Origin of the sequence: Bradyrhizobium sp. 142 (assembly GCF_023074015.1) — a bacterium.
In the GTDB taxonomy this organism is placed as follows: Bacteria; Pseudomonadota; Alphaproteobacteria; order Rhizobiales; family Xanthobacteraceae; genus Bradyrhizobium.
The window spans coordinates 86,807-111,135 of record NZ_JADPKQ010000167.1 but is presented as its reverse complement, the minus strand read 5'-3'; the positions used below and the strand labels follow the sequence as shown (position 1 = coordinate 111,135).

Genomic DNA, 24,329 nt, shown 5'->3' with positions numbered 1-24,329 from the left:
TTGGTCGTCGAAGATTCCTGGCTGTATCAGCTGGATGACGTTATCGTTGGACACGGCATATCGCTCCTTCGGTGGAGAAGTGGAGGCGTCAAGCACCCCCACGATATGCCGCCTTCCCGATTCCCGCCGTCACCAACTTTGGGCGATAGCTCGGTAAGCCGCCGTCGCTATCACTGTCGCGTCAGTGGTCTCGTCGCTGCACTCGTTCCATGTGCCGGCCCAGCCATCGGTATGCTCACCGGCCACTCTTCAATGGCTTCCGTCTGCAATACCGAGGCAATTTCAAAGCAGTTTTTGGGGGCTTCATACCAGAGCTGCCAGATCGGTTAACCGAACCGTTGCGGTCGATGTTGCGCTCCATTTCGAGCGCCCACTCTTCGGCATCCTTGCGCCTTCGGAATGTCTCGGCCACATAGCGGGTCATTGCGGCGGACCTGGACGCGCCAGTTTCCGGATGCCATTTGTGTGAAGGTCGCCACGCGTGTGCACTCCGACTTTCGTGTGCACTATGTGTGCACCGAGAGGTCAAAACGGGTACAAACGTGTGCAATTTCGTCTAGTTTGGAGTGCACACGTTCGCGGTTCATCCCATTGAAGAGTAAGATAAACTGTTGAAATATCAAGACTATCGCTTTTCTGTGGCACCCATGATGGACTGGACTGACCCACGTTAGATGACGTTGGTTGTCATTAGACGGAATTTGGAGCGCGCCGCGACCGCGCAGTAATCGAGCCGAGCGTCGGCCAGGTCGAGCGCTCACTTCTGAAATCGAAAAGCTGAGGTGTGGCTGTCGAGCCCGGAGGGGCAGTCGGAGTATCTTGTCGCCAGTTGGCAGCCAACTCGAACATCATTCCGACAAGAGCAAATTCTGTAGTGATCTCAACAAGCAAAAAGGCTGTGAATTGTCGGAATGCCTGTTGAGATCGCAACAGAAATTCCCCGACTTCCAAGCTGAATACGAGGGTTCGATTCCCTTCACCCGCTCCACGATTTTGTGCGATTTCCTGCGCCGGACTGCGATTTTCTGCGATCGCGCTCGCTCGATGGCGCCGCATCGGCTTTTTCGGCCGTTGAGGCCCTGCAATATTCCCCATGATGGTTGGAACGGAGACTTCAAGTTTTTCAGCTGGTTAGAAGGCGTGGTCTGCACGACGCGTGCACCGGGAGATCAAGAACAATCCCATCAAGGCCAGTGTGAGTCGACGTCAAGAGTGGATTGAAGCACTCGTGGAGCAAGGCGCACGAGTGCCGAGAGCGGGGGATATGCGACGTGGCGACAGGCGGCAGCTGTCCGCAGATACCTCCAATCAACCAGACCCGAAAGACTTCGCGGCGTAGTTAGTTTAGGATGCTTTGATGCGCTGTGGTTGAATCAGTCGCGCTAGGCCCGCCGTTCGTCAACATTTATTCCACCGTCACAGCCAGCGGAATCGGCAAGGCCGTGATCGACTTGATCTTCTCCATCGCGAAGCGCGAGGTGACATTCTTGAGTGGGACGGCGTGGATCAGCTTCTTGTAGAACACGTCGTAGTTCTGCATGTCCGGAATGACGACGCGCAACATGTAGTCGACATCGCCAGCCATACGGTAGAATTCCATCACTTCGGGCATGGCGCTCACCGCCGCGGCGAAACGCTTTAGCCACGCATCCGAGTGATCGGCGCTTTCCACAGAGACGAACACGGAGAGACCGAGGCCGATCTTGTTCTGGTCGACCAGCGCGACGCGCTTCTGGATCACGCCGTCGGCTTCGAGCCGCTGGATGCGCTTCCAGCACGGCGTCGAAGACAGACCGACCCGGTCGCCGATCTCGGCCACCGAGAGCGAGGCGTCGTCCTGGAGCACCGTCAGGATCTTGCGGTCGATGGCATCGAGGCGGCGGCTCGTCTCGGCGACCTGCAGCGCAGCGTCGGTCATGTCGGATTACCTTTGTGTCAGGGGAGGCGGGGGCGGCACTTACGCAGGATTGCTACCCGTGGGGCCCGAACAGGAAGATCTCGTAGAGGTCGTCCTGATGGCCGCTCTCACCGCCCGTCTGTGGCCGCAGCGAGCGCCGGAACCATCCGCGTGCCTGTTCGAGCCAGCTGGCGAAGCTTGAATACAGCGAGATGACGTAGCTCATGTTCACTCCGGACAACATTGTGGGGCGAGAACCCGGCAACGCTATCACGAGCGACCAGACGTCGAACATCGCCAGGCGTTGGCAACGATCAGTTTGGTTGGATCGTACTGAAGCTGTCATTGGTCCGAGCAGAAAATTCCATGGCGCCGTTTCGCAAGGGACATTTTTCATAGGGTGTACCGGGAGCGGAGGCGTTGGATCAGTCGTTCGCGAGCAGCGCGAGCACGTCGGCGTGCCGCAGGTGCTGTGGGGAACCGGCCTTCAGCGGTCTGCGGCACGAGTCTGACACATTAGGCATCATAGGCATGCCCATGCTGTCGAACGATGCATACAGCAGGCTCAGGTCGGCGCGCCGCGAGCTCCTCACTTCATGTAGTCTGGCAAGGTGAATCCGTCGTAGAACCGGTCTGCCTGGATCGCCGTCCTGAATGTCGCCGATTTATAGCTGGCGACGATGTCCTGAGCCCACTCAGCGCTGGCGTTGGCCTTCTTCACGGCGAGCACGTTGATGTAGGGTGTCGTCATCTTCTCCAGCGCGAAGGCGTTGGTCAGCTTCAGTCCGTGAAGATCGCGAAATTGCCCTGGATGGCGGCAAAATCGACGTCATCGAGCACCCGCGGCGCCTGCGCGGCTTCGAGTGGAACGAGCTTGATGCCGCCGGGGTTCTTCAGGACGTCGAGTTCGGTGACGTCGACCGGCTTGCTATCGCGGATCTCGATCAGGCCGAGGTCGCGCAGCACCCGCAGCGCGCGCTGCAAATTGACGGGATCGTTCGGCACTGCGACGCTCGAGCCCGGCTTGATCGGCGTGCCCAGCGGGTGCTTCTTCGAGTAGAGGCCCATTGGTGGTGTGGGGACGTGGACGATGCCGACGAGATCGGTCTTTTGGCGCTCGTTGTAGGAGTCGAGGAAGATCGTGTGCTGCATCACATTGGCATCGATCTCGGACTTGAACACGGCGTTGTTGGCTTCAAGGCCGGTCGAGAACTCGACATAGCGGATCTTGTAGCCCTTCTTCAGCTCCGGCTCGACGCCGATCTTGAACTCGTCGATATAGGGCCCCGGCACGAAACCAACTCGCAGCTCCGGTTTTGTGGGCTGCTGTGCAAAGCCGTCTCCGGCGGCGAGCTGAGAAACAGCCAAAAGGCCGGAGAGGAGAAACAATGCTGTCTTCATGTCTGCTTGCCGATCTCAAGTTCGGATGTGGGTGCGAAAACGGTCTCAGGCGATCGCCTTGACTGCGTTGGAGTAGACGCTGGCCGGCCGCGCGAGTCCGTAGTGCTCGCGCAAGGTCGTGCCGGTGTAGTCTTCGCGGAACAGGCCGCGTTTGCGCAGGATCGGAACGACCTGCTCGGCGAATGTGTCAAAGCCGCCGGGCAGCCAGGGCGGCATCACATTGAAGCCGTCGGCCGCGCCGCCCTCGAACCAGATCTGGATGTCATCGGCGATCTTCTCCGGAGTTCCGGCGATGACCCAGTGGCCGCGCGCGCCGGCTAGGCGCTGCACCAGCTGACGGATCGTCGGCTTTTCGCGGTCTACAATATCGACCACCAGCTTGAATCGGCTGGCGACGCCGCGCGCGCTTGCGGTGTCAATCAAATGGCGCGGCACGGGATCGTCGAAATCGTAGCCGGTAAGATCGACGCCGATCATCTGGCGCAGCTGGGTCAGGGAATATTCGGGCTGGATCAGCGCGTTGAACTCGTCCTGGAGGCGATCCGCTTCGGCTTGCGTGCTGCCGATGAAGGGGCTGATGCCGGGCAGGATCTTGATCTCGTCGGGACCGCGGTCGAAGGCGCGGGCCTGACGCTTGATGTCCGCATAGAACCCCTTCGCCGAGTCCAGGGTCTGATGCGCCGTGAAGATCGCCTCCGCATATCGGGCGGCGAAGGCACGGCCGTCATCGGAGGCGCCGGCCTGCACATAGACCGGCCGGCCCTGCGGCACGCGCGAAATGTTCAGCGGGCCGCGCACGCGAAAATGCTTGCCGACGTGGTCGAGCGTGTGGATCTTGCTGGTATCGGCGAAGACTCCGGAGGCGGGATCGTTGACGAGCGCGTCATCCTCCCAGCTGTCCCACAGCCGCGAGATCACCTCGATATATTCGCGGGCGCGCTCGTAGCGCTCATGGTGAAGGGGATGCTCGGGCAGCCCGAAGTTCTGCGCGGCCTGCGGCGCGCTGGTCGTCACGATATTCCAGCCGGCACGGCCCTTGCTCAGATGGTCGAGCGAGGCGAACAGGCGCGCGAGATTGTAGGGCTCGGTATAGGTGGTCGACGCGGTTGCGATCAGGCCGATGCGTTTCGTCACCGCGGCGATCGCCGCGAGCCAGGTGATCGGCTCGAAACGAAAACGCTGGGCGTAACGGACGTTGTCGGCCAGCGCCGGCCCGTCGGCGAAGAAGATCGCGTCGAACTTGCTCGCCTCGGCGCGCTGCGCCAGCTCCTGATAATGCGTGATGTCGAGGATGCGATCTGGTTCAGATCCCTTGTAGCGCCACGCAGCTTCGTGATGGCCGCCGGGATAGATGAAGAGATTGAGAACAAGCTGCCGTTGGTTGCTCATGGTTTGACGTCCAGGTGCGATGGCCGAAGAGGAGGCGGAGCGGCTAGGGGATCGAAGGGACGGGTTGAGGCCCCGGCTTTCGCGCGAAGGCGTAACGCAGATATCGCTCCAGGCGCAGACCCTCCGGCGTGCGCTTCGCCTCGACCAGCGCAGCAAAGGCTGCGTCGATCGCGGCCCGTTCCGCCGGAGAAAAGCCGCAGAGGAAGTTGCCGAATGCACTGGCTTCGGACCATCCGAGCGCTGAATTCACGTCACCGTGCAGATCGACCAGTGAACGCAGGTCGCTTCGGTAATCGACGAGGCCGACCGCAACGAAGAGCGCTTTGAGTTCATCGTCGGTTGCTCCGAGTACCCGTTGCGCTTCACCACTCCTCTCGGCGAAACCGGCCTGGTCGATGGCCTGCCGAAGCAAGGCGCGGGATTCGTGAGGTTTGGTCGGGTCCTGAATGTTCAACCCGATCCGGCCGCCCGGCTTGAGGACACGTTCGATCTCGCGCAGCGCCAGCCCCTTGTCCGCGATCCAATGGAAAACGCTATTGAGGTAGACGGCATCGAATGATGCGGATTCAAAGCGCGAAAGGTCCTCGGCGCGGCCAACGTCGAACGTCAGCGCCTTCGACGCGCGGAGATGTGCGATGGCTATGCGGTTCTCGAGAGGATCGATGCCGATCACGCGGCCGTCGGGGCCGACAAGCCCCGCGACGAATTCGGTGAGGCGGCCAGTGCCGGCGCCGATATCGAGCACGCGATCCCCGGACTTCAATGCGAGCGGGCCGACGAGGAATTTGCCGTGGTGAAACTGAAGGATGCCGGCCTGCTCGTACGTGCGTGCAAGCTCGGGCGTGTCTCGTTCAAGGCTGATGACGCCGGGGGTCGACATCGTGCTTCCCAAATCTCCAACGGGCCGTCGAGACGGCTTAATCGGCACGAACTTTATGTTGTCGGAGAGAGGAATGTCGATGAAATGAATTTGCGTTGTTCAGTCCGATGCGAGCATGAATCTAGCGACACGCATGCGTCGAAGAGATGATGTTGCAGGTCGATCGCCTCAATTCAAAGCTGCCGCGCATGCCGAGCGCCTCTCCTCGCTCTCCGGTTCGCGCCACGCCGGCGACGCAAATCTTTCAACGCGCTGTAGCCCGGAAATGGGTTCGTTGTTCGGGTTGAAAAGGTACGGTGATCGATGCGGCCCACGACGCTGCTTCGTTCCGGCCCTTGGTTGAGCAGCGCGCGCCCATCGCCGATGATTTCGAACTGCGCTCTATGCGGCGTGTCGCTCGCCGAACACTGTCGCGGCTGAATAGCAGAAAGCGCAGAATACAGTCGGATACGTCGTGTGGGTGCGTGCAACTATTTTCCGGCTCCCTTCAACTTTGGAAGCTATTTCCGAAAGCCTTGAGCTAGCATCTTATGACTGAGCGAGAGGCTGCATTGATGCAGCGTCTCGGTAAAGATCCAGGCGGACGCGATTGCCGCCAGAGCAGACGGCGACGCTGCAAGGGGATCGATCGTGACCATCACTGTGTGTTTACTCCGCTATCGCGTCAGCGATCGGCGAGCGGCGGAGCCTTGTCAAAATTGGATCGCAATCTTGGGGAAGATGACATGACGGACGCAATCACCATCGACAACGTCATTCCGCGTGCTGACGTCGTCAAGCGCTCGGCACGGATCGGCGCGGAGATCAGGAACATCAAGCTCTCGGGCGATCTGCCGGACCGGACGATCGCGGCGATCAACCAGGTCTTGCTCGAACACAAGGTCGTCTTCTTCCGCGACCAGAACCATCTCGACGATGCGGGGCAGGAGAGTTTCGCCGTGAGGCTCGGCAAGCTGGTGCCGCACCCGACGGTCGGCGCCACCAAGGGCACCGCGTCGATCCTCGAACTGGACTCCGGGCGGGGCGGCGGCCGCGCCGACCAGTGGCACACTGACGTCACCTTCGTTGACGCGTATCCCAAGATCTCCGTCCTGCGTGGCGTCGTGATCCCTGAGTTCGGCGGCGACACGATCTGGTCGAACACGGCGGCATCCTATCTCGATCTGCCGGCGCCGCTCCGCAATCTCGCGGACGAGCTCTGGGCGGTGCACAGCAACGCCTATGATTACGCGGTCAAGACGCGCGCAAGCGAAGCCGACAGGAAGCACTTCGAGGAGGTCTTCACCGGTACGATCTACGAGACCGAGCATCCCGTCGTTCGCGTCCATCCCGAGACCGGCGAACGCACGCTGGTGCTCGGAAATTTCGTCCAGCGCTTCGTTGGCCTGTCCAAATACGACAGCCAGAAGCTGTTCGATCTGTTCCAGTCCCACATCACCGCGCCCGAGAACACGGTGCGCTGGAACTGGCGCCAGGGCGACGTGGTGATCTGGGACAACCGTGCCACGCAGCACTACGCCGTCAACGATTACGGCGATCAGCGCCGCGTCGTCCGGCGCGCCACCATCGACGGTGAGGTGCCGGTCAGCATCGACGGCCGCAACAGCGTCACCCGCATCAAGTCGACCAAGCCGCAGGCGAAGGCCGCCTGAAAGAGCAAGGAGTGAATACAATGGGAATCGCTATCTCTGCGCTGCGTCGCCTGGTCGCCGGTCTACGTGCAAGAGGACGGCAACTTGGTCTCGCCGCCCTCGGGCTGACGGGGCTGGTCGGCAGCGCCATGGCCGAGCCGCAGCTCGAAAAGGCCGAGATCCGCTACCAAGGCTGGGCCGGGCAGGTGACCTTCGTCGAGCTGGCCGACGATCTCGGCTATCTCGCCCCGCTCAAGCTGAAATGGATCGGCAACACCATCAGCGGTCCGCAGGACATCCAGACGGTGGTGACCGGCGACATCGATATCGGCGGCGCGTTCTATGGCGCGATCATCAAGTTGATCGCTGCCAAGGCGCCGATCAAGGCGGTGGTCGGCTACTACGGCTCGGACGACAACACCTACAACGGCTATTACGTGAAAGAAGACAGCCCGATCAAGACTGCGCGGGACCTGATCGGCAAGAAGGTCGCGGTCAACACGCTCGGTGCACATCTCGAATTTGTGCTGCGCGAGTATCTGGCGCGAAATGGCCTGACGCCGGCGGAGGCGAAGCAGGTGACGCTGGTCGCGATCCCGCCCGTCACCGGCGAGCAGGTATTGCGGCAGGGGCAGGTCGAGGTGGCCACGCTCAGCGGCGTGCTGCGCGATAAGGCACTCGAACGCGGTGGGATTCGCAGGCTGTTTGCCGATACCGACATCTTCGGAAACTTCACCGGCGGGTCCTACGTGCTGAGGGACAAGTTTATCAAGGACAATCCCAACACCTCGCGCAAGCTGGTCGAGGGCGTGTCCCGTGCCATCGCTTGGGCGCAAACGACGCCGCCGGAGGAGGTTCGCGCCCGCTTCGAGCGCATCATCGCTGATCGCAAGCGCAACGAGGACGCCACACCCATCAAGTATTGGAGGAGCACGGGTGTCGCCACCAAGGGCGGCGTGATCGGCGATGGCGAGCTTCAGGTGTGGGTCGACTGGCTGGTCAAGGATGGTCTCTTGAAGCCGGATCAGCTCAAGCCGTCTGATCTCTACACCAACGCGTTCAACTATTTCCGCCCCGGCAAGACCGCGGAGGCCAAATGACCACGGCCAAGATCAGATTCGAGCATGTACGGAAGGAGTTCCTGGTCCGGGGCCCGGATGGCAGGCCGGCACAGCGCTTCACCGCGCTGGACGACATCACGCTGGATGTCCGTCCCGGCGAGTTCCTGGCGCTGGTCGGGCCGAGCGGCTGCGGCAAGTCGACCTTGCTGGACCTGCTCGGCGGCCTGACGGCGCCAAGCAGCGGGCGCATCGTGCTCGACGGCAAGGTCATCGATGGGCCGGCACGTGATCGCGGCATCGTGTTCCAGCAATACGCGCTGTTTCCCTGGCGCACGGCTGCGCAGAATGTCGAGTTCGGGCTCGACATCGCCGGCCTGAAGGCCAGGGCGCGGCGGGAGAAGGCGCTGCACTATCTCGATCTGGTCGGGCTGTCCGGCTTTGCCGACCGGTATCCGCACGAGCTCTCGGGCGGCATGAAGCAGCGCGTCGCCATCGCCCGCAGCCTCGCCTACGACCCGGAGGTGCTGCTGATGGACGAGCCGTTCGCGGCGCTCGACGCACAGACGCGCGAGACGCTGCAAGGCGAGCTGTTGCGGATCTGGCGCAGCACCGGAAAGACCATCCTGTTCATCACGCATGGCATCGACGAGGCCGTCGTGCTCGGCCAGCGCGTGGCGGTGATGACCTCGCGTCCTGGCCGGATCAAGCAGATCGTCGATATTCCCGACGAGCTGCACAGCGAGACTGAGGACGTCCGCTCGCTGCCGGAGTTCGGGCAGGTCAGGCACGAGGTGTGGTCCTTGCTGCGCGACGAAGTGTTGAAGGCGCAAGGAGCTCAGGTAGCCGCAGCTGAAGGCGAGCGCGTCGCAAAGGCTAAGGAATTGGCTCATGTCTAATCTGGAAATACTGACGCTGCTGGAGCTGGCCGAGGGGAGCCCGAAGGACCGGGCCGCACAACGCGCCGGCGCACTCACTGCGCTGACAGGCGGCTTCGCGCGATGGTTCGGCGCCATCGGACAGCGATCGCTGCTACTGCTGTTGTTCCTGACCGTCTGGGAGACGGCGCCGCGGCTGGGTCTGGTCGACGTGACGTTTCTGCCGCCGTTCTCCGAGGTGATCGCCGCGGGCTGGCAGCTCGCGCAGAGCGGTGAACTCTACGACGACGTCGGCGTGAGCCTGCTGCGGGCGCTGAGCGGATTCCTGATTGCCGTCGTTCTGATGGTGCCGCTGGGCCTGTTCACGGGATGGTACGCCCGGCTGGGCGATCTCCTGAACCAGACCATCGAGATCGCGCGCAACACGGCGCCGCTGGCGCTGCTGCCGGTGTTCATCCTGCTGCTCGGCATCGGCGAGCTCTCGAAAGTCACGATGGTGGTCTACAGCTGTGCCTGGCCGCTGCTGCTCAATACGATCGCGGCCGTCCGGCAGGTCGATCCGCTGCTGGTCAAGTCGGCGCGGACGATGGGCGCGACGCCAAGCCAACTGTTCCGGAAGGTGATCTTGCCGGCGTCGCTGCCGACGATCTTCGTCGGCATCCGCCTGGCAAGCGCCTCGGCGATGCTGGTGCTGGTGGCCTCCGAGATGGTCGGTGCGAAGTCCGGGCTCGGCTATCTCATCATCAACAGCCAGTACAGCTTCCTGATCCCGCAGATGTATTTCGGCATCCTCGGAATCACCGTGATCGGTCTCCTCTTCAACGCGATCCTCGAGGCGCTGGAGCGCCGTCTGATGCGCTGGAAGGCACCCGTAGGCGCCTAGCCGGGTTTGTTGCGGGCCGTAGCCTGCGTCACGACGCTGTTCGGCGGCACATCCTGGGTCACCCAGACGTTGCCGCCGATGGTCGAGCCCCGGCCGATCGTGATCCGTCCGAGGATGGTCGCACCGGCGTAGATGACGACGTCGTCTTCCACAATCGGATGCCGGGCGTCGCCCTTGATCAGACTGCCTTCATCGTCGGTTGGAAAGTGTCGCGCCCCGAGCGTCACCGCCTGATAGATGCGGACGTTGCCCCCGATGATGGCAGTTTCGCCGATGACGACGCCGGTGCCATGATCAATGAAGAAGCCGGAGCCGATGCTGGCGCCGGGATGAATGTCGATGCCGGTTCGGGTATGGGCGATCTCGGCGACCAGCCGCGCTATCAGCCGCGCGCCGAGCTGATGGAGGATGTGGGCGAGACGGTGGTGGATGATCGCGGTCATCCCGGGATAGCCGATCAGGATCTCGGGAAAGTTCCTGGCCGCGGGGTCGCCCACGAAGGCGGCACGAAGATCGCTGATGATCAGCCCGCGCACGTCGGGAAGCTGCGACGCGAAGTCGCGTGTCAGCTCGATCGCATCATCGCGCTGGAAGCCGGGCGTGAGCTCGTCGCCGATGAAGAGCGCGGCGCGATGGACCTGGTCGCTAAGGCTGTCGAGCGCAATGCTGAGGCGGTTGCCGACGAAATAGTCGATATTCTCCCCGTCGAGATCGAACTGGCCGTAATGGCGTGGGAATAGCGCCTCGGTCAGGCCGTCCAGGATGATCTGAAGCGCCTCGCGCGAAGGGGCGCGGCGGGCCTCGCCATCCCGGCGGATGCTGTGGGTCTCCTCCCGGGAGACGCGGAGCGCGGCGACGACCCGCTCGAGCTGCCACCGCTTCTGCGCCGGGTTATCGGGGCTGCGCGCCTCGTTATCGGATGGTTTGCGGGGGATTTCGTGCTTCATGCCGCCTCAGTCCATCGGGGTGATGTCGGACGATAATCTCACCTGACATGGGCCAGGGGAATACTGATCTCGGCGAGCAGATCGAGATCAACGTCGTGGTTGATCTCGATGTACTGGCCGTTCCAGTAGACCAGTCCGGAGACCTGGGGTGACAGCTCGAAGCTCAGGATGCTGCCGACGATGATCCCGTGCGAATACCTCTCGATGATCTCCTCCACCTGGCATTCGATCGTTGCCAGCGAATGGCCGAGCAGAGGGACGCCCGATGTGCCGGTGGTCCACGATATATCTTCGAAGCGCTCCGCACCTTTGAGCCTGCTGTTGCTGAACCGGCTTGCCAGCTCCTGCTGATCGGATCCGAGGATGTTGACTCCAAAGACCCGATGACGATCGATCGGAGCAAAGGAGGAAGCTTGCCGATTGACGCTGACCAGCACGCGGGGTGGGCTCGCGCTTAGTGAAGTCAGCGATGTCACCGTCATGCCCGTGATGTCCTGGTCGCGGCCCGCGGTGATGATGCTGACGCCACCCGCAAGACGACGCATCACGGCACGAAACTGGTGCTCGATTTCGTTGCCGCCGCTGACCAGATGAATGTCCGACTTTCCCATCTGACTTTCCTCGCATCGCGCCTGCCGGTACTGGATTTGGATTCCTCCGCTAGAAGAAGCCCTTCGCCGGCAACGGCGTGCCGTTGATTTCGTGTTCCCCGATCGAGCGCGCCTTGTAGGTCGTCGGGTTGTGCGACGACAGCGTCCGCGCGTTGCGCCAGTGACGATCGAAGTTCGTGACCTTCTTGGTAGCTGACGCGCCGCCGACGTCGAACAGCAGGCTGCCGCCGCGGATGGTGAAATCGTCGGCGATGATCTTTGCTTTGGCCGAGAGCAGGGCGGCCGTGTGCGCAGCATCCGCCGCGTTCGCAGCGCCGGCGTCGAATGCGTCGGTCGCGATGTCCAGCGCTTCGGCGGCCGCCAGCACGACGGTTTCGGCCGCAAAGGCGCCGCTGGCGATCTGGCCAACCGTCTGTTGCAGGAGCGGATCGTCGGTCGGGATCTCGGTCGGCGCATAGTAGAACGTACGCTTGCGCGAGCGGACCAGGGCTGTCGCATCCCGCAGCGTCGCACGCGCAATGCCCGCAACGATCGCCGTCAGAAACAGCTGCGCGAACGTATTGGAATAGGGCACGCCATAACCGCCGTCAGGCGTATCGAACACCACTTCCTGGCGCTTGACCTTGACGTTGCGGAAGTGCGTCGTGCCGGTCGCAGTGAGCCGCTGCCCGAGCCCGTCCCAGTCATCGACCAGCTCGATGCCCTCGCGCTTGATCGGCACGATCGTGGCGCCGGTCGCGCCGGACGGATCGGCCGCGCGCACCAGCACATAATCGGAGTACAACGTGCCGGTGCTGTAATATTTGGTGCCGTTCAGCAGATAATCGCCGTTGCCGTCCGGCGTGAACGTCGTCCCGGGCGTGACATTGCCGACCCGCGGGCTTTCGAGCTCGGTCGTCGCAAGTCCGATGATGGCGCCCTCGGCGACCGCCTCCTGCCATTGCTGGCTCTTCTCGTCCTTGGGTGTACGCACCAGGCGCTCGACCACGCTGAAATGGTTGCGCAGGATGTGCGCGACATTAGCGTCGGCCCCGCCAAGGCGGATGACGAAAGCGAAGAGATCGCGGATTGTGCTGCCGGCGCCGCCCGCGTTCACCGGCAAACGCAGCGCGCCAAGGCGGGCCCGGCGAATGAGATCGATGACCTCGAAGGGCAGGACGCGGTCGCGCTCGCGGTCACTGGCCCCCTCGGCGATCTGGTTGAGCAGAGCCTCCAGCTCCGGCGAACCGATCTTGAGCGGCACGGATTTGCCGATGGAGAGAGCAGATACGGTCTTGTTCATTGTCTTGGCCTGTTATTAGAGCTGGGCGAGATGATCGGTCACCTTGACCGGCTCGGGTAGAACCTTGCGCGCGACGAGCCAGTCTGCAGCCTTCTGCAACTCGCCCACGAACTGCTCGTCGTTGACTGCGAAGTAGCGGTATTTGCGGTTCATCGCGATGAACTGGTCGCGGACCTGATCGCTGTATTTCCCCGCCTTCTGGGCGATGTACTCAGCGTCCTTGCTGTTCTCCGAGATCCACTTGCCCTCGGCGCGGAACGCATCGTTCACAGCGCGGACGAGGGCGGAATTGTCGGTCGCGAATTTGGGGGTGGTCAGGTAGGAGGTGTAGTCGATCTGGAATTCGAGATCGCGACCCTCCAGGAAGATATCGTGCGCCTTGTATTCGAGCCGGGCGATGTCGACGCCGGGGCTCCACATCGACCAGGCGTCAACCTTGCCTGAGGCGAGTGCCGGCGCGGCGTCCGGCGGATTGAGATAGACGAACTTCACCGCAGAGCGGTCGACCTTGTGCTTTTCCAGCGCGGCGACCAGAAGGAATTCGCCGAGGCCGGAGCGGTTGACTGCGACCGATTTGCCGACGAGATCCTCGATCCTGTCGATGCCGGAGCCGTCCTTGGCGATGATCGCCGTGGTGCGCGGCTCGTAGACCACGAACTGCGTGAACACCAGCGGCGAGCCAGCGATGATGGCGGCCAATGCCGGCGTGGTGCTGCCGCCAAAGCTGAAATCTGCGCTGCCGCCGGTCACCGCCTGCAAGGTCGGCGCATGGTTCGGGAAGGGGCCGAGCCATTCGACCTTGATGCCGTCCCTGGCCAGCACCTTCTCGAACTCGCCGCGCTCCTTGGCGATCAGATTGAGGCCGCTCAGGCCCCAGGTGAGGCGGACCGTGTCGGTGGTCCGGCCAGGTGCGGCCTGGGCGAATTCGCTGATATTCATGCCGGCGAGCGCGCCAATGCCGAAGGCTGCGGAGCCGAGGAAGCTGCGCCGGGATGGTTTGGCGGACGAAAAGTCGGACATGTCGGCCTTCCAGATGACTAGCTGTGAGAATGGGCGACCACACCAAGCTCGCCGAGGAGCTCGGCGCGCGAGATGGGTGTCGAGCCGTCACGCACGGCGCGATGCTCGAAGGCGATCCCGCCGTTGCGCATCACGAGGATGCGATCGGCGAGGGCGATCGCTTCGTCGACATCATGGGTGACGAGCAGGACGCCCGGCTGATGATTGGCCACCAGTTCGCGGACCAACTCGTGCATGCGGATACGGGTCAGCGCATCGAGCGCGGCAAACGGCTCGTCGAGCAGCAGAAGCTCCGGCTGCTGCACCAGCGCTCGAGCGAGGGCGACGCGCTGGGCTTGCCCGCCGGAAAGATTGCGGGGCCAGTCTTCGAGCCTGTCACCGAGGCCGACCTCGGTAAGCGCTTCGGCGGCGCGCTCGCGAGGATCCGGAACCTGCAAGCCGAGCGCCACGTTCCGCCAGAGATTGTCCCATGGCAGGAGGCGATGCTCCTGAAACACCACGGCCGGCCGGCGGGGGGGCGCCGCGATACGGCCACTTTGGATGGGATCGAGCCCAGCCAGTGCGCGCAACAGCGTTGTCTTGCCGCACCCGCTCTCGCCGAGCAGGGCGACGAACTCGCCGCGATCGATGCGCAGGTTCAATTTCTCGATTACGACGCGGCTGCCGTAGCTGCGGACGAGGTTCCTGACAACCACGGCCGGTCCGGATTCGAATGGTGTGGAAGACTGCGGAACGACGTACACGTTCATCGCGCCGCTCCGTAGTTCGGATGCCAGCCGAGCAGACGCTGTTCGAGAAAGCGGGCAATGGCGTCGGCTGCGACGCCGATAAGCGCGTAGATCACGATCGTCAGGACGATCACATCGGTGCGCAAGAATTCGCGCGCATCCATCGCGAGGAATCCGATCCCGGATTGGGCACCGATGGTTTCAGCCACCACTAGCGCGAGCCACGCCGTGGCGAGAGCATAACGAACACCGGTCAGGATCGACGGCAATGCGCCGGGAAGGATGATCCGGCGGATCAGTTGGAGCGAGCTCAGGCCTTGGACCCGTCCCAGCTCGAGAAGCTTGGGATCGACCTGGCGGATACCAAGCACGGTATTGACGTAGATCGGGAAAGTGACGCCGAGTGCGACAAGAAAGATCTTTTCCGCTTCGCCGACGCCGAGCCAGACGATGACGAGGGGGAGTGCGGCGAGGAAAGGGACGGCCCTGATCATCTGCACGCTGCGGTCGATCGCGGCCTCCGCAATTCGTGAGAAGCCGACAAAAACGCCCAGCGTTGCGCCGACCGCAGCGCCGATCGCAAAGCCGGCTGCGGCACGCAGGAGGCTGACGCCGAGGTCGTTCAACAGGCTCCCGGTGGTCGCAAGCTTGAACGCTGTCCGGATAACTTTGCTCGGCGCGGGCAAAACCTGTGGCGAAAGCCATCCCGCCTGTGCAAGCGCCTCCCAGACAATGACGAGCAGCACGGGTGCAATCCAGGACAGGAGCTGAAGGCCGCGAGCGCCAAGCTTGCTTGCTATCGCGGGGGATCGAGTACTGCCATGCGATGACGGCGCATTATCCGCGCCGATCGCCGTGCGGTCGATTTGGCTCAGTTCGATGTTGCTCAAGACGCGAGACCTCGTTCCACCTCCCGCATCCGATGCGGGAGGTGCGACGCCAATGACTTGTCGTCTACCGAAAATGTCCCACAAAATCGGCTCGACAGAAATAGAGCGCTATTTCAATTGTCATTCGATACGGAGTGATCTGCTGTCGTTACGGCGCCGCTGCACGACAAGGAAAATCTTTTGAGGTGGATGTGCTTGATCTTGCATCAGCCCTTGGCGAGAACAGGTGACGATCGATGGCATCACCAAAGATAGTTACGGGAGAGCACGATGGCGACTGCACCCCTTCGCTTCGGCATCTGGGCCCTGGTTCACGGGCCGCGTGCGGCGCATCAGGATCCGGAAGAGCCCTATGATGCGTCCTGGGAGCGCAATCGCGATCTCATTCTTGCAGCCGAGGAACTTGGTTATGATTCCACGCTGATCGCGCAGCATACGATCAATCCGCATCAGGACGATCTCGATCAGCTCGAGGCCTGGAGCGCTGCAGCCGCAATTGCCGCGCTGACGAAGCGCATCGAGATCATCGCCGCGATCAAGCCGTATCTATATCACCCCGTCGTGCTCGCGAAGCTGGCGCTCGGGATCGAGAACATCAGCCGTGGCCGGTTTGCGATCAATCTGGTGAACGCCTGGAATCGCCCGGAACTGGAGAAGGCCGGGATCGGCTTCCCGGAGCATGATGCTCGCTATGCTTACGGCAAGGAATGGATCTCCGTGGTGTCCCGCCTGATGGAGGGTGAACGGCTCAATTTCAGCGGCGATCACTTCGACGTCTTAGACTATGCGCTCCGCCCGACAAGTCTCTACCGCAGGCGGCCAACCATCTATGTCGGAGGGGAATCAGAGCCGGCGCGCGATCTCGTCGCCGGCCATGGCGATGTCTGGTTCATCAACGGCCAGCCGCTCCAGGATGTCGCCGGCCTGATTGCCGATGTCGCGGACCGCCAGCGCGGTTCGGCGCCGCCGTTGCGCTTCGGTCTATCCGCTTTCGTCGTCGCCCGAGAAACTCGGGAGCAGGCGCAATCTGCCTACGAGCGGCTGCTGAGCCTCGCCGCGAAGGATGCGCCGATGAAGGCGATCCAGAAGCAGAATACCGACCCGAAGGTCGTGATGATGCAGACCATGCAGAAGACCCCGCGCGTCGGCAGCAATGGCGGTACGGCCGCGGGGCTGGTCGGCAGCTATGACGAGGTGGCGGAGCGCATCGAGGCGTTCCATGCGGCCGGCATCGAGCTCTTCATGCTGCAATTCCAGCCGTTCGAGGCCGAGATGCGGCGCTTTGCGCTTGAGGTCATTCCGCGTGTGCGGGCGAGGCGATCGGCTGGGCCCGTCGAGCGGCAGGCCCAGTCCTCAGGCCGAGGCGGCTAGGCCGAGGCAACTTCTGGCGACCGCTTGGCATAGCGGCTCGCCGATCGCAGCAGGCCAAAATGATCGCGCAGCGTCGCGCCGGTGTATTCGGTCCTGAACAGTCCGCGCCTCTGAAGGATGGGCACGACAGTATCGACGAAGGTTTCGAGCCCGGATGGGAGGACATCCGGCATCAGATTGAAGCCGTCAGCGGCACCGGCCTTGAACCAGGCCTCGATGTCGTCGGCGATCTGTTCCGGCGTGCCGACAACGATGCGATGCCCGACGCCGCCTCCGAGCGCGCGCAGCAACTGGCGGACGGTGAGGTTGTCGCGGCGGGCTAGGTTCACGGTGCCCTGGAACATCGTGTGATTGGCGTTGACCGGCAGCGGCAGCGGATCCGGCAGGGGCTTGTCGAGTTCGAGCAAGGCAGCGTCGATCTGGAGTGTTCCGGCGAGGCGCGCCAGGCTGTATTCGATCGGCACCAGCTCCCATAGCTCGTCCTGCCGCCGCTTGGCTTCCGCCTCGGTGTTGCCGATGACGGTGGCGAGCCCCGGCAGGATGACGATGGAATCGCCCGACCGACCATAAGTCGCGGCGCGCGCACGCAAGTCGCGCGCATAGGCGACGCCTTCCTCGATGCTCTGCGCCAGCGTGAACACGGCTTCTGCATAGGCCGCCGCGAAGTCGCGTCCGTCGTTCGAACCGCCCGCCTGCACCGTGACCGGACGGCCCTGCGGCGAGCGCGGGACGTTCAGCGGTCCAGCCACCGAATAATGCGAGCCGCGATGGGCGATCGGATGCACCTTGGACGTATCGACAAATCTGGCGCTCGCCTTGTCGCCGACGAAGGCATCGTCCTCCCAGCTGTCGAACAAGGCGTGGACGACTTCTGTGAATTCCTTGGCGCGATCGTAGCGGGCTTTGTGCTCCGTCACCGACGAGAGGCCGAAATTCCGGCCTGAAGCGGCGTCTGCCGTCGTGACCGCGTTCCATCCCGAGCGCCCGCCGCTGGCGTGATCGAGCGTCACGAAGCGGCGCGCGATGTTGTAAGGCTCGTTGTAGGTTGTGGACACCGTCCCGATCAGCCCGACGTGCTTCGTCGCAGCGGCAACCGTCGCCAGCACGATGGTCGGCTCCAGCGACGTGAACGACCGGTAGTCGATGCGGTCGTTCACGGCTGGGGAGTCCGCCAGAAAGATCGCGTCGAATTTCCCTCGTTCGGCAATTTGAGCCACACGCACATAATGACCGAGATCGAAGAAGGCGCGCGGATCGCTGTCCGGAAGGCGCCACGCCGACGGATAGACACCGGAGTGAAGCAGGTTGACGTTCAGGTGCAGTTGTCGTGGCGGCATGAGAATTCCGGTAGTCAGCGTGTTGTGCGATCGCGATGTGCAACAGGGCGGCCGCTGGAGATCAGGACCCCTTCGGGGACCAGATCTTGATGGCGGTGGTGTCGATCTTCACGGGGATCAGACCCTCGGCGTGAAATGCATCTGCAATGCGCTGCTGCTCCGACAGGCCGGCTCCGGTGACTGCGCCCACCTGGTAGGAGCGGTGGCTATTGGCCTCTTCGACGGTTGCCGTATCGATACCCCAGAGCCCGGCAAGCAACGCGGCAGCTTCCTTCGGCTGGGCCTTCACCCATTTGCCGCTCTCTGAGAGCTTTGCGAAGACCACGTTGAGCACTTCGGCATGCTTGTCTGCATAGGCGGCCGAGGCGAGATAGTAGCGCTTATAACTTGCAAGGCCGTTTCTGCCGTCGGTCAGGATGCGGCCCTTGGTCTGCTGCAGGGCGCTGGTCAGAAATGGATCCCAGGCGACCCACGCATCGACATTGTTGCTGACGAACGCCGCGCGGCCGTCCGCTGGCGTCAGATAGGCAGGCGTGATGTCCTTGAAGCTGAGACCGGATTTCGCCAGTGCCGCGAGCAGCAGATAGTGGCTGCCAGCGCCCTTGGTCACCGCGATCTTCTTGCCCTTCAGCTCAGCGATGCTTTTGATGGTCGAAGATTGCGGAACGACGATTGCTTGTGCGGCAGGCGACGCGGCCTCCTCCGCGACATAGGCGAGCTTGGCGCCCGCAGCCTGCGCGAAGATCGGCACCGTGTCGGCAACGTCGGCACCGAAATCGATGCTGCCGATGTTGATGGCTTCGAGTAGCGGGAGGCCGCTGGTGAATTCGTGCCAGGAGATGGTGACGCCGCGCGGCGCCAGTGCCTTCTCCAGCTCGCGGTTGGTCTTCAGAATCGCCGTCAGTGTCGAGGATTTTTGATAGCCGATGCGGAGCTCCTCGGACGTCGCGGGCTGAACGGACGCCATGGCGAAGAAGCCGAGCGCAGCCGCGGCGAGAGCTCGCAGGCGGGACAGGGGATGAGACATGAAGGGCTATCCTTGGGGCTCAGCCGCTTTAAGCAGCTCATATGGACAACGCAGTAAGCCTGCAATGTGCCGGCAATCGACGCCGCCTTGCAATTTCAAGGTATCGCTCGGCACGGAACGAACATTCTCCAGTCGGTTTCGATCTGAGAACGGGGTTTCCCGGCGCTATTCCGCAGCGTCGGATTGGAACGCGACCTTTGTCGATCCTGTGTGCCGAAAGTTCGCGCCGGGATGCGTGCTGTGCAGCCGCGGACCGCGCCCCGGAAACAGCTTTTCGCGTAGCGTGCCGTCGCGATAGGCGGTCTTGTAGACGCCGCGCGATTGCAGTTCCGGCACCACGAGGTCGACGAAGGCATTCAATGATTCCGGCGCGACCAGGCGGAACAGATTGAAGCCGTCAACGTCAGTCTCGTCGGCCCAGGCAATCAGCTCGTCGGCGACGTCCTGCGGCGAGCCGACCACGAAGGGCGACCGGGCGCCGGCACGGCTTAATCTGGCGAGGTCGCCGACATTGACCGGTCGATCGCTCCGCACCGTAAAATTCTCGACCATCGACTGAATAGCATTGCTCTCGACATATTCGATCGGCTGGTCCGATCTGTAGGTCGACAAATCGATGCCAATCCAGCCCGAGAGCAGGGCGAGCTGGCCGGTCTGGTCGACGTGTCGCGCGTAGTCCTCAAGCAGGTCGTTCGCTTCGCCGCGGGTCGGCGCCACGATCGAGGTCGCGCCGGCGAACATGCGGATGTCATAGGGATCGCGGCCATAGGTCTTGGCCGCTTCGCGGATCTCGCGCACCGCGCGCGCAAGGATCGGTTTGGTCTGGCCATTAAGAAAGATCGCTTCCGAATGCTGGGCCGCGAAGGCGCGACCGCGCCTTGAGGTGCCGGCTTGATACAGCAGTGGCGTTCGCTGCGGCGAAGGCTCGGCGAGATGGATGCCGTCGACCTTGAAATAAGGACCCTCGTGCAGCACGCGGTGGAGCTTTGCCGGATCGGTGAAAATGCGCTTGCCGCGATCACGGCGGACGGCGTCGTCCTCCCAGCTTCCTTCCCACAGCTTGTAGGCCGCGGTGAGAAAGTCTTCGGCTGCGTCATAACGGTCATCATGGGCGCGACCGGCCGGAAGCCCCATGCCGCGCGCGCCGCTGTCGAGATAGCCGGTGACGATGTTCCAGCCGATCCTCCCCTGGGTCAGATGGTCGAGCGTCGAAAACTTGCGGGCCAATTGATAAGGATGCTCGAAGGTCAGGTTCGAGGTGATACCGAAGCCGAGGTGATGGGTGACGAGCGCCATAGCGGACACCAGCAGTGTCGGGTCCGCGTTGGGCAGTTGCACAGCATGTAATGCTGCCGCATCGGCATTGCCGCCGAAGACGTCGTACACGCCGAACACGTCGGCCAGGAAGATGCCGTCGAGCAGCCCACGCTCCGCAGTCCGGGCGTAGTCAGCCCAATATTCGAGCGTGTTGTAGTCGATCGATGCGTCGCGCGGATGAGACCATAGACCGGCCCAATTGTGGCTCGGCGCGGTCATGTTGAAGGCGTTAAAGCGTAGCTCGCGCGGTCTGGTCATGGTCTCGTCCGGTCGTCAATTGCGAAGAACATTTTCTCCGCGCGACCATTTTTAACATTTTACGTGAGCGAGTTTGTTTCCAATTCGGCGAAGGAGCTGAAAGAAACGCGTTACGAAGCGACGGTGACGCAGCACGCGCATCGCTATTTTTCAGACACGCTCGACAGCCGCGGAATCCGACCGCATCATTTTCGTCGACGAGCACGGCTTGTCGCGCACGACGCGCGCTCTCAAGATCGAAAAGGGAATTGCAGATGGCGTTGGAGATCCGAAACTTCGAGACGCTCGCGTTGCATGGTGGATCGTACCGCACCGACCCGGCCACTGGCGCGGTAGCGGTTCCGATCTACCAGACCACGTCATTCCAGTTCGAAAACACGGATCACGCCTCGCGCCTGTTCGCGCTCGAGCAGCTTGGTCCGATCTACACTCGTATCGGTAATCCGACCCAGCAGGCTTTTGAGGATCGGCTTGCTGCACTCGAGGGCGGGGCGGCCGCCCTCGCTGTTGCCTCCGGACAGACGGCGTCCGCCTTCGCGATATTCAACATCGCGCAAGCCGGCGACAATATCGTATCCTCGACGGATCTCTACGGCGGAACATGGACGCTGTTTTCGCAGACCCTGAAGCAGTTCGGCATCGAGGTCCGGTTCGTCGATCCCGCGGACCCCGAAAACTTTCGCCGTGCCACGGACGCGAAGACGCGCGCCTATTTCGGCGAGACGCTCCCAAACCCGAAGCTGAATGTCTTTCCGATCAAGGAAGTCGCGGATATCGGCCGCTCGCTCGGCGTTCCGCTCGTTCTCGACAACACCGCGTCGCCCCTGATCGCGCGTCCGTTCGAGCACGGCGCTGCCGTGGTTGTCTATTCCACGACCAAATATATCGGTGGCCACGGCACCGCGATCGGTGGCGCCATCGTCGACGGCGGCAATTTCGATTGGATCGCTCATGCGGCGCGCTTCCCGCTGCTAAACAAGCCTGACGAAGCCTATCACGGCGCGATCTGGACGGAAGCTGCGAAGCCGCTCGGCCCGATCGCCTACATCCTTCGCGCCCGCGTCAGGCTGCTGCGTGACCTCGGCGCATCGATCGCGCCGCAAAACGCCTTCCAGTTCATCCAGGGCATCGAGACCCTGCCGCTGCGGATCCGGCAGCACAACGAAAATGCGGTGAAGGTCGCGAACTTCCTCGCCAAGCACAGCTCAGTATCGAACGTGATCTTTCCCGGACTGCAAAGTGGGGAGAACCGGCGCAGGGCGGACGCCTACCTGAAGGGCGGCTTTGGCGGGCTGGTCGGCTTCGAGCTGAAAGGGGGCGTCGAAGCCGGCCGGCGGTTCATCGACGCGCTCAAGCTGTTCTATCACGTCGCCAATATCGGCGACGCGCGCTCGCTGGCCATTCATCCGGCGTCAACGACGCATCAGCAGCTCACCACAGCCGAGCAGCTCACCGCTGGCGTCACCCCTGGTTACGTCCGTCTGTCGGTCGGCATCGAGCATCCAGACGACATCCTGGCTGATCTCGGTCAGGCGCTGGCGCAGGCCGAAGCAGGCGCGCGCAAGGCTGCGTGAGACATTTTACCTGAATTGGAAGGGGAACTTGAGGCAATGAAAATGCTTCGTCGTACAGCCCAGGTCGCCGGTCTCTGGCTTGCATTCACGGCGGCCGCCTTCGCGGGCGAACCGCTGAAGATCGCGACCAGCGCCGGCCCCGTCGGGCAATTGGCGTCCTTTGCCGCCAAGCTCGCCAAGGAGAGGGGGCAGGACGTCAAGATCGTCGAGCTGTCGGACTGGGTGGCGTTGAACGAAGTCGTGAACAGCGGTGACGTCGACGCCAATCTGTTCCAGCATGCGACCTATCTGGCACTCCAGAACAAGCAGCGCGGCTTCAACCTGGTGCAGGCGGACAAGGTCGGCGTGATCGCGCCGGTCGGCCTGTTCTCGAAGAAGATCAAGAAGCTCGACGAGATCAAGTCGGGCGACAGCGTCGCCATCCCGAACGAGCCGCTCAACGGCGCGCGCGGCCTCATCCTGCTCGAACGGGCTGGGCTGATCAAACTCGCGCCTGGTAAGGGTTTTTCGGTCAGCAAGTTCGACATCACTGACAATCCGAAAAACCTCAAAATCGTCGAGCTCGACCCGGCGCAGACCTATCGCTCGCTCGACGACGTGACGCTGGCGCTCGTCAACATCACCTATCTCATTCCAGCCGGCGGCGATCCTAAGTCCGCATTGATTATCGATCGCACCGTCGACGAGGGCCTGGTGCTTCGCTTCACGGCTCGCCCCGACAAGAAGGACGATCCGCGCCTGAAGGCCTTCATTCAGGTGTTCAACTCGCCCGAGGTGAAGCAGTTCATCGAGGACCAGCTGCCGGCGTTCATCCCGGCGGGGTTCAGCAGCTGAGTGGGCGCGCTGCGCAGGGACATCACGTCATGATCTATATCGTCGACGTCGATCACATGAGCCTTGCGTTCGCAGCCCGTAGCGAGACGCAGGCCGCGCAGATTGCCGGCTCACCGCGATTTGCGCGGGCAATCGGCCGGTCTTTCCTGAATCCGAAGACCTTGAACAATCAACTGCGCATCGCGACCGTTCAGGAGCGTGTCGTCTTCCACGACATCTCTGCCGAATTCGCGGATGCCGCGGCGGACATCCTGGTTGCCCGCATCGGGTAGCCGTCTGAACCAAACATTTTGCTTGATAGGAGATCGTCGATCATGAAGCGCCGCTTATTCCTCGTGATGGCCGCCCTTGCTCTGTTCGCCGGGCCGGCCGCTGCGGATCAGAAGATCAAGGTCGGGATATCGGGAGGCGATGCCGAAATCATCTGGGCCAAGGTCAAGGAGATCGCCGCCAAGGACGGCCTCGACGTTCAGGTCGTCGTCTTCAACGACTACCTGCTGCCCAATGCCGCGCTCGACGTCGGCGATCTCGATGCGAATGCCTTTCAGCACAAGCCGTTCTTGGATAACCAGATCAAGACGCGCGGATACAAGATCATTGCCGTCGGCGAGACGATCGTTGCTCCGATCGGGCTCTATTCGCGGAAGGCAAAGTCGGTTGCCGATGTCAAGGAAGGCGCCTCGATCGGCATTCCGAACGATCCGTCGAACGGCGGCCGCGCGCTACGGCTGCTTCAGGCGGAGAAGCTCATCGAGCTCAAGGACGGGGTCGGCATTTTGCCTACCGTACTCGATGTGACCGCAAACCCAAAGAAGCTCAAGATTCGCGAGATCGATGCCGCCCAGCTGCCGCGCAGCCTGGATGACGTCGATGCTGCCGTGATCAACACGAACTACGCGGTCCCGGCCGGCCTCACTCCCGGCAAGGATTCGATCGCAATCGAATCCTCTGTCAATAATCCCTACAACAACTTCATCGCCGTCCGCGAGAAGGACAAGGATGCTCCCTGGGTCGCGAAGCTGGTGCGCGCCTATCAGAACGACACGATCCGCCGGATCATCAAGGACAAGCTGCCGGGCCAGATCCCCGCGTTCTGAACAGCCTCAATCGGGAGAC

Annotated in this window: 23 protein-coding genes and 1 pseudogene; 10 read left to right on the top strand and 14 right to left on the bottom strand. The window is 62.5% G+C overall.

Going from position 1 to position 24,329, the window contains the following annotated elements; genetic code table 11:
* Positions 1-819: 819 nt before the first annotated feature.
* Complete coding sequence (locus tag IVA82_RS15985; RefSeq protein ID WP_247387589.1) at positions 820-1,221, top strand: hypothetical protein; 402 nt, start codon at positions 820-822, stop codon at positions 1,219-1,221.
* Positions 1,222-1,405: 184 nt separating this feature from the next.
* Here IVA82_RS15985 and IVA82_RS15980 read toward each other — a convergent pair whose 3' ends face one another.
* From IVA82_RS15980 to IVA82_RS15960, 5 genes and pseudogenes are all read right to left on the bottom strand, one after another.
* Positions 1,406-1,918: an Lrp/AsnC family transcriptional regulator gene (locus tag IVA82_RS15980; RefSeq protein WP_247387587.1), complete on the bottom strand. Its 513-nt coding sequence runs from the start codon at positions 1,916-1,918 to the stop codon at positions 1,406-1,408.
* A gap of 52 nt (positions 1,919-1,970) precedes the next feature.
* A complete protein-coding gene (locus IVA82_RS15975; protein ID WP_247387586.1) occupies positions 1,971-2,123 on the bottom strand; it encodes a hypothetical protein in 153 nt (50 codons plus the stop codon).
* A 363-nt stretch (positions 2,124-2,486) separates the two neighbouring features.
* A pseudogene (locus IVA82_RS15970) lies at positions 2,487-3,298 on the bottom strand (MetQ/NlpA family ABC transporter substrate-binding protein).
* 45 nt (positions 3,299-3,343) lie between these two features.
* On the bottom strand, positions 3,344-4,687 hold the full coding sequence (locus tag IVA82_RS15965; protein WP_247387584.1) for an LLM class flavin-dependent oxidoreductase: 1,344 nt from the start codon (positions 4,685-4,687) through the stop codon (positions 3,344-3,346).
* Positions 4,688-4,730: 43 nt separating this feature from the next.
* The gene (locus IVA82_RS15960) at positions 4,731-5,567 is read right to left on the bottom strand and encodes a methyltransferase domain-containing protein (protein ID WP_247387582.1); all 837 of its coding nucleotides are present in this window, start codon (positions 5,565-5,567) and stop codon (positions 4,731-4,733) included.
* A gap of 725 nt (positions 5,568-6,292) precedes the next feature.
* Here IVA82_RS15960 and IVA82_RS15955 point away from each other — a divergent pair.
* The 4 genes from IVA82_RS15955 to IVA82_RS15940 are packed head-to-tail and all read left to right on the top strand — an operon-like array spanning position 6,293 to position 10,017.
* A complete protein-coding gene (locus IVA82_RS15955) occupies positions 6,293-7,219 on the top strand; it encodes a TauD/TfdA family dioxygenase (RefSeq protein WP_247387580.1) in 927 nt (308 codons plus the stop codon).
* A gap of 20 nt (positions 7,220-7,239) precedes the next feature.
* Complete coding sequence (locus IVA82_RS15950; RefSeq protein ID WP_247387579.1) at positions 7,240-8,298, top strand: ABC transporter substrate-binding protein; 1,059 nt, start codon at positions 7,240-7,242, stop codon at positions 8,296-8,298.
* A complete protein-coding gene (locus IVA82_RS15945) occupies positions 8,295-9,155 on the top strand; it encodes an ABC transporter ATP-binding protein (protein ID WP_247387578.1) in 861 nt (286 codons plus the stop codon). The genes IVA82_RS15950 and IVA82_RS15945 overlap by 4 nt, the downstream gene beginning before the upstream one ends.
* A complete protein-coding gene (locus tag IVA82_RS15940) occupies positions 9,148-10,017 on the top strand; it encodes an ABC transporter permease (protein WP_247387577.1) in 870 nt (289 codons plus the stop codon). The genes IVA82_RS15945 and IVA82_RS15940 overlap by 8 nt, the downstream gene beginning before the upstream one ends.
* Here the strand turns inward: IVA82_RS15940 and epsC are convergent.
* Genes epsC through IVA82_RS15910 form a run of 6 tightly spaced genes read right to left on the bottom strand, consistent with a single transcriptional unit; the run spans position 10,014 to position 15,405 of the window.
* Complete coding sequence (epsC, locus tag IVA82_RS15935; RefSeq protein ID WP_247387576.1) at positions 10,014-10,964, bottom strand: serine O-acetyltransferase EpsC; 951 nt, start codon at positions 10,962-10,964, stop codon at positions 10,014-10,016. The genes IVA82_RS15940 and epsC overlap by 4 nt on opposite strands.
* A 38-nt stretch (positions 10,965-11,002) precedes the next feature.
* A complete protein-coding gene (locus tag IVA82_RS15930; RefSeq protein WP_247387575.1) occupies positions 11,003-11,575 on the bottom strand; it encodes a flavin reductase family protein in 573 nt (190 codons plus the stop codon).
* 49 nt (positions 11,576-11,624) lie between these two features.
* Complete coding sequence (locus IVA82_RS15925; RefSeq protein ID WP_247387574.1) at positions 11,625-12,857, bottom strand: acyl-CoA dehydrogenase family protein; 1,233 nt, start codon at positions 12,855-12,857, stop codon at positions 11,625-11,627.
* 15 nt (positions 12,858-12,872) lie between these two features.
* Positions 12,873-13,877: an NrtA/SsuA/CpmA family ABC transporter substrate-binding protein gene (locus IVA82_RS15920; RefSeq protein ID WP_247387573.1), complete on the bottom strand. Its 1,005-nt coding sequence runs from the start codon at positions 13,875-13,877 to the stop codon at positions 12,873-12,875.
* Between the two features lie 17 nt (positions 13,878-13,894).
* Complete coding sequence (locus tag IVA82_RS15915; protein WP_247387572.1) at positions 13,895-14,626, bottom strand: ABC transporter ATP-binding protein; 732 nt, start codon at positions 14,624-14,626, stop codon at positions 13,895-13,897.
* Positions 14,623-15,405, bottom strand: a complete 783-nt coding sequence (locus tag IVA82_RS15910; protein ID WP_247493410.1) for an ABC transporter permease subunit — start codon at positions 15,403-15,405, stop codon at positions 14,623-14,625. The genes IVA82_RS15915 and IVA82_RS15910 overlap by 4 nt, the downstream gene beginning before the upstream one ends.
* 360 nt (positions 15,406-15,765) lie before the next feature.
* Between IVA82_RS15910 and IVA82_RS15905 the strand changes: the two genes are divergently transcribed.
* Positions 15,766-16,866 (top strand): LLM class flavin-dependent oxidoreductase, encoded by a 1,101-nt coding sequence (locus IVA82_RS15905; protein ID WP_247387571.1) that lies wholly within the window; start codon positions 15,766-15,768, stop codon positions 16,864-16,866.
* Here the strand turns inward: IVA82_RS15905 and IVA82_RS15900 are convergent.
* The 3 genes from IVA82_RS15900 to IVA82_RS15890 all read right to left on the bottom strand — a co-directional run bounded on the left by IVA82_RS15900 (position 16,863) and on the right by IVA82_RS15890 (position 20,805).
* On the bottom strand, positions 16,863-18,203 hold the full coding sequence (locus tag IVA82_RS15900; protein ID WP_247387570.1) for an LLM class flavin-dependent oxidoreductase: 1,341 nt from the start codon (positions 18,201-18,203) through the stop codon (positions 16,863-16,865). The two genes, IVA82_RS15905 and IVA82_RS15900, sit on opposite strands and share 4 nt — an antisense overlap.
* Positions 18,204-18,264: 61 nt before the next feature.
* Positions 18,265-19,230: an aliphatic sulfonate ABC transporter substrate-binding protein gene (locus IVA82_RS15895; RefSeq protein WP_247387569.1), complete on the bottom strand. Its 966-nt coding sequence runs from the start codon at positions 19,228-19,230 to the stop codon at positions 18,265-18,267.
* Positions 19,231-19,395: 165 nt separating this feature from the next.
* Positions 19,396-20,805, bottom strand: a complete 1,410-nt coding sequence (locus IVA82_RS15890) for an LLM class flavin-dependent oxidoreductase (protein WP_247387568.1) — start codon at positions 20,803-20,805, stop codon at positions 19,396-19,398.
* Between the two features lie 254 nt (positions 20,806-21,059).
* Here IVA82_RS15890 and IVA82_RS15885 point away from each other — a divergent pair, with 254 nt between their 5' ends.
* Genes IVA82_RS15885 through IVA82_RS15870 form a run of 4 tightly spaced genes read left to right on the top strand, consistent with a single transcriptional unit; the run spans position 21,060 to position 24,310 of the window.
* Positions 21,060-22,379 carry a PLP-dependent transferase gene (locus IVA82_RS15885; protein ID WP_247387567.1) on the top strand — a complete coding sequence of 440 codons (1,320 nt, stop codon included), beginning with the start codon at positions 21,060-21,062 and terminating at the stop codon, positions 22,377-22,379.
* A gap of 42 nt (positions 22,380-22,421) precedes the next feature.
* A complete protein-coding gene (locus IVA82_RS15880; RefSeq protein WP_247387566.1) occupies positions 22,422-23,213 on the top strand; it encodes a MetQ/NlpA family ABC transporter substrate-binding protein in 792 nt (263 codons plus the stop codon).
* Positions 23,214-23,242: 29 nt separating this feature from the next.
* Positions 23,243-23,485 (top strand): hypothetical protein, encoded by a 243-nt coding sequence (locus tag IVA82_RS15875; RefSeq protein ID WP_247387565.1) that lies wholly within the window; start codon positions 23,243-23,245, stop codon positions 23,483-23,485.
* 42 nt (positions 23,486-23,527) lie between these two features.
* The gene (locus tag IVA82_RS15870) at positions 23,528-24,310 is read left to right on the top strand and encodes a MetQ/NlpA family ABC transporter substrate-binding protein (RefSeq protein ID WP_247387564.1); all 783 of its coding nucleotides are present in this window, start codon (positions 23,528-23,530) and stop codon (positions 24,308-24,310) included.
* Positions 24,311-24,329 lie beyond the last annotated feature (19 nt).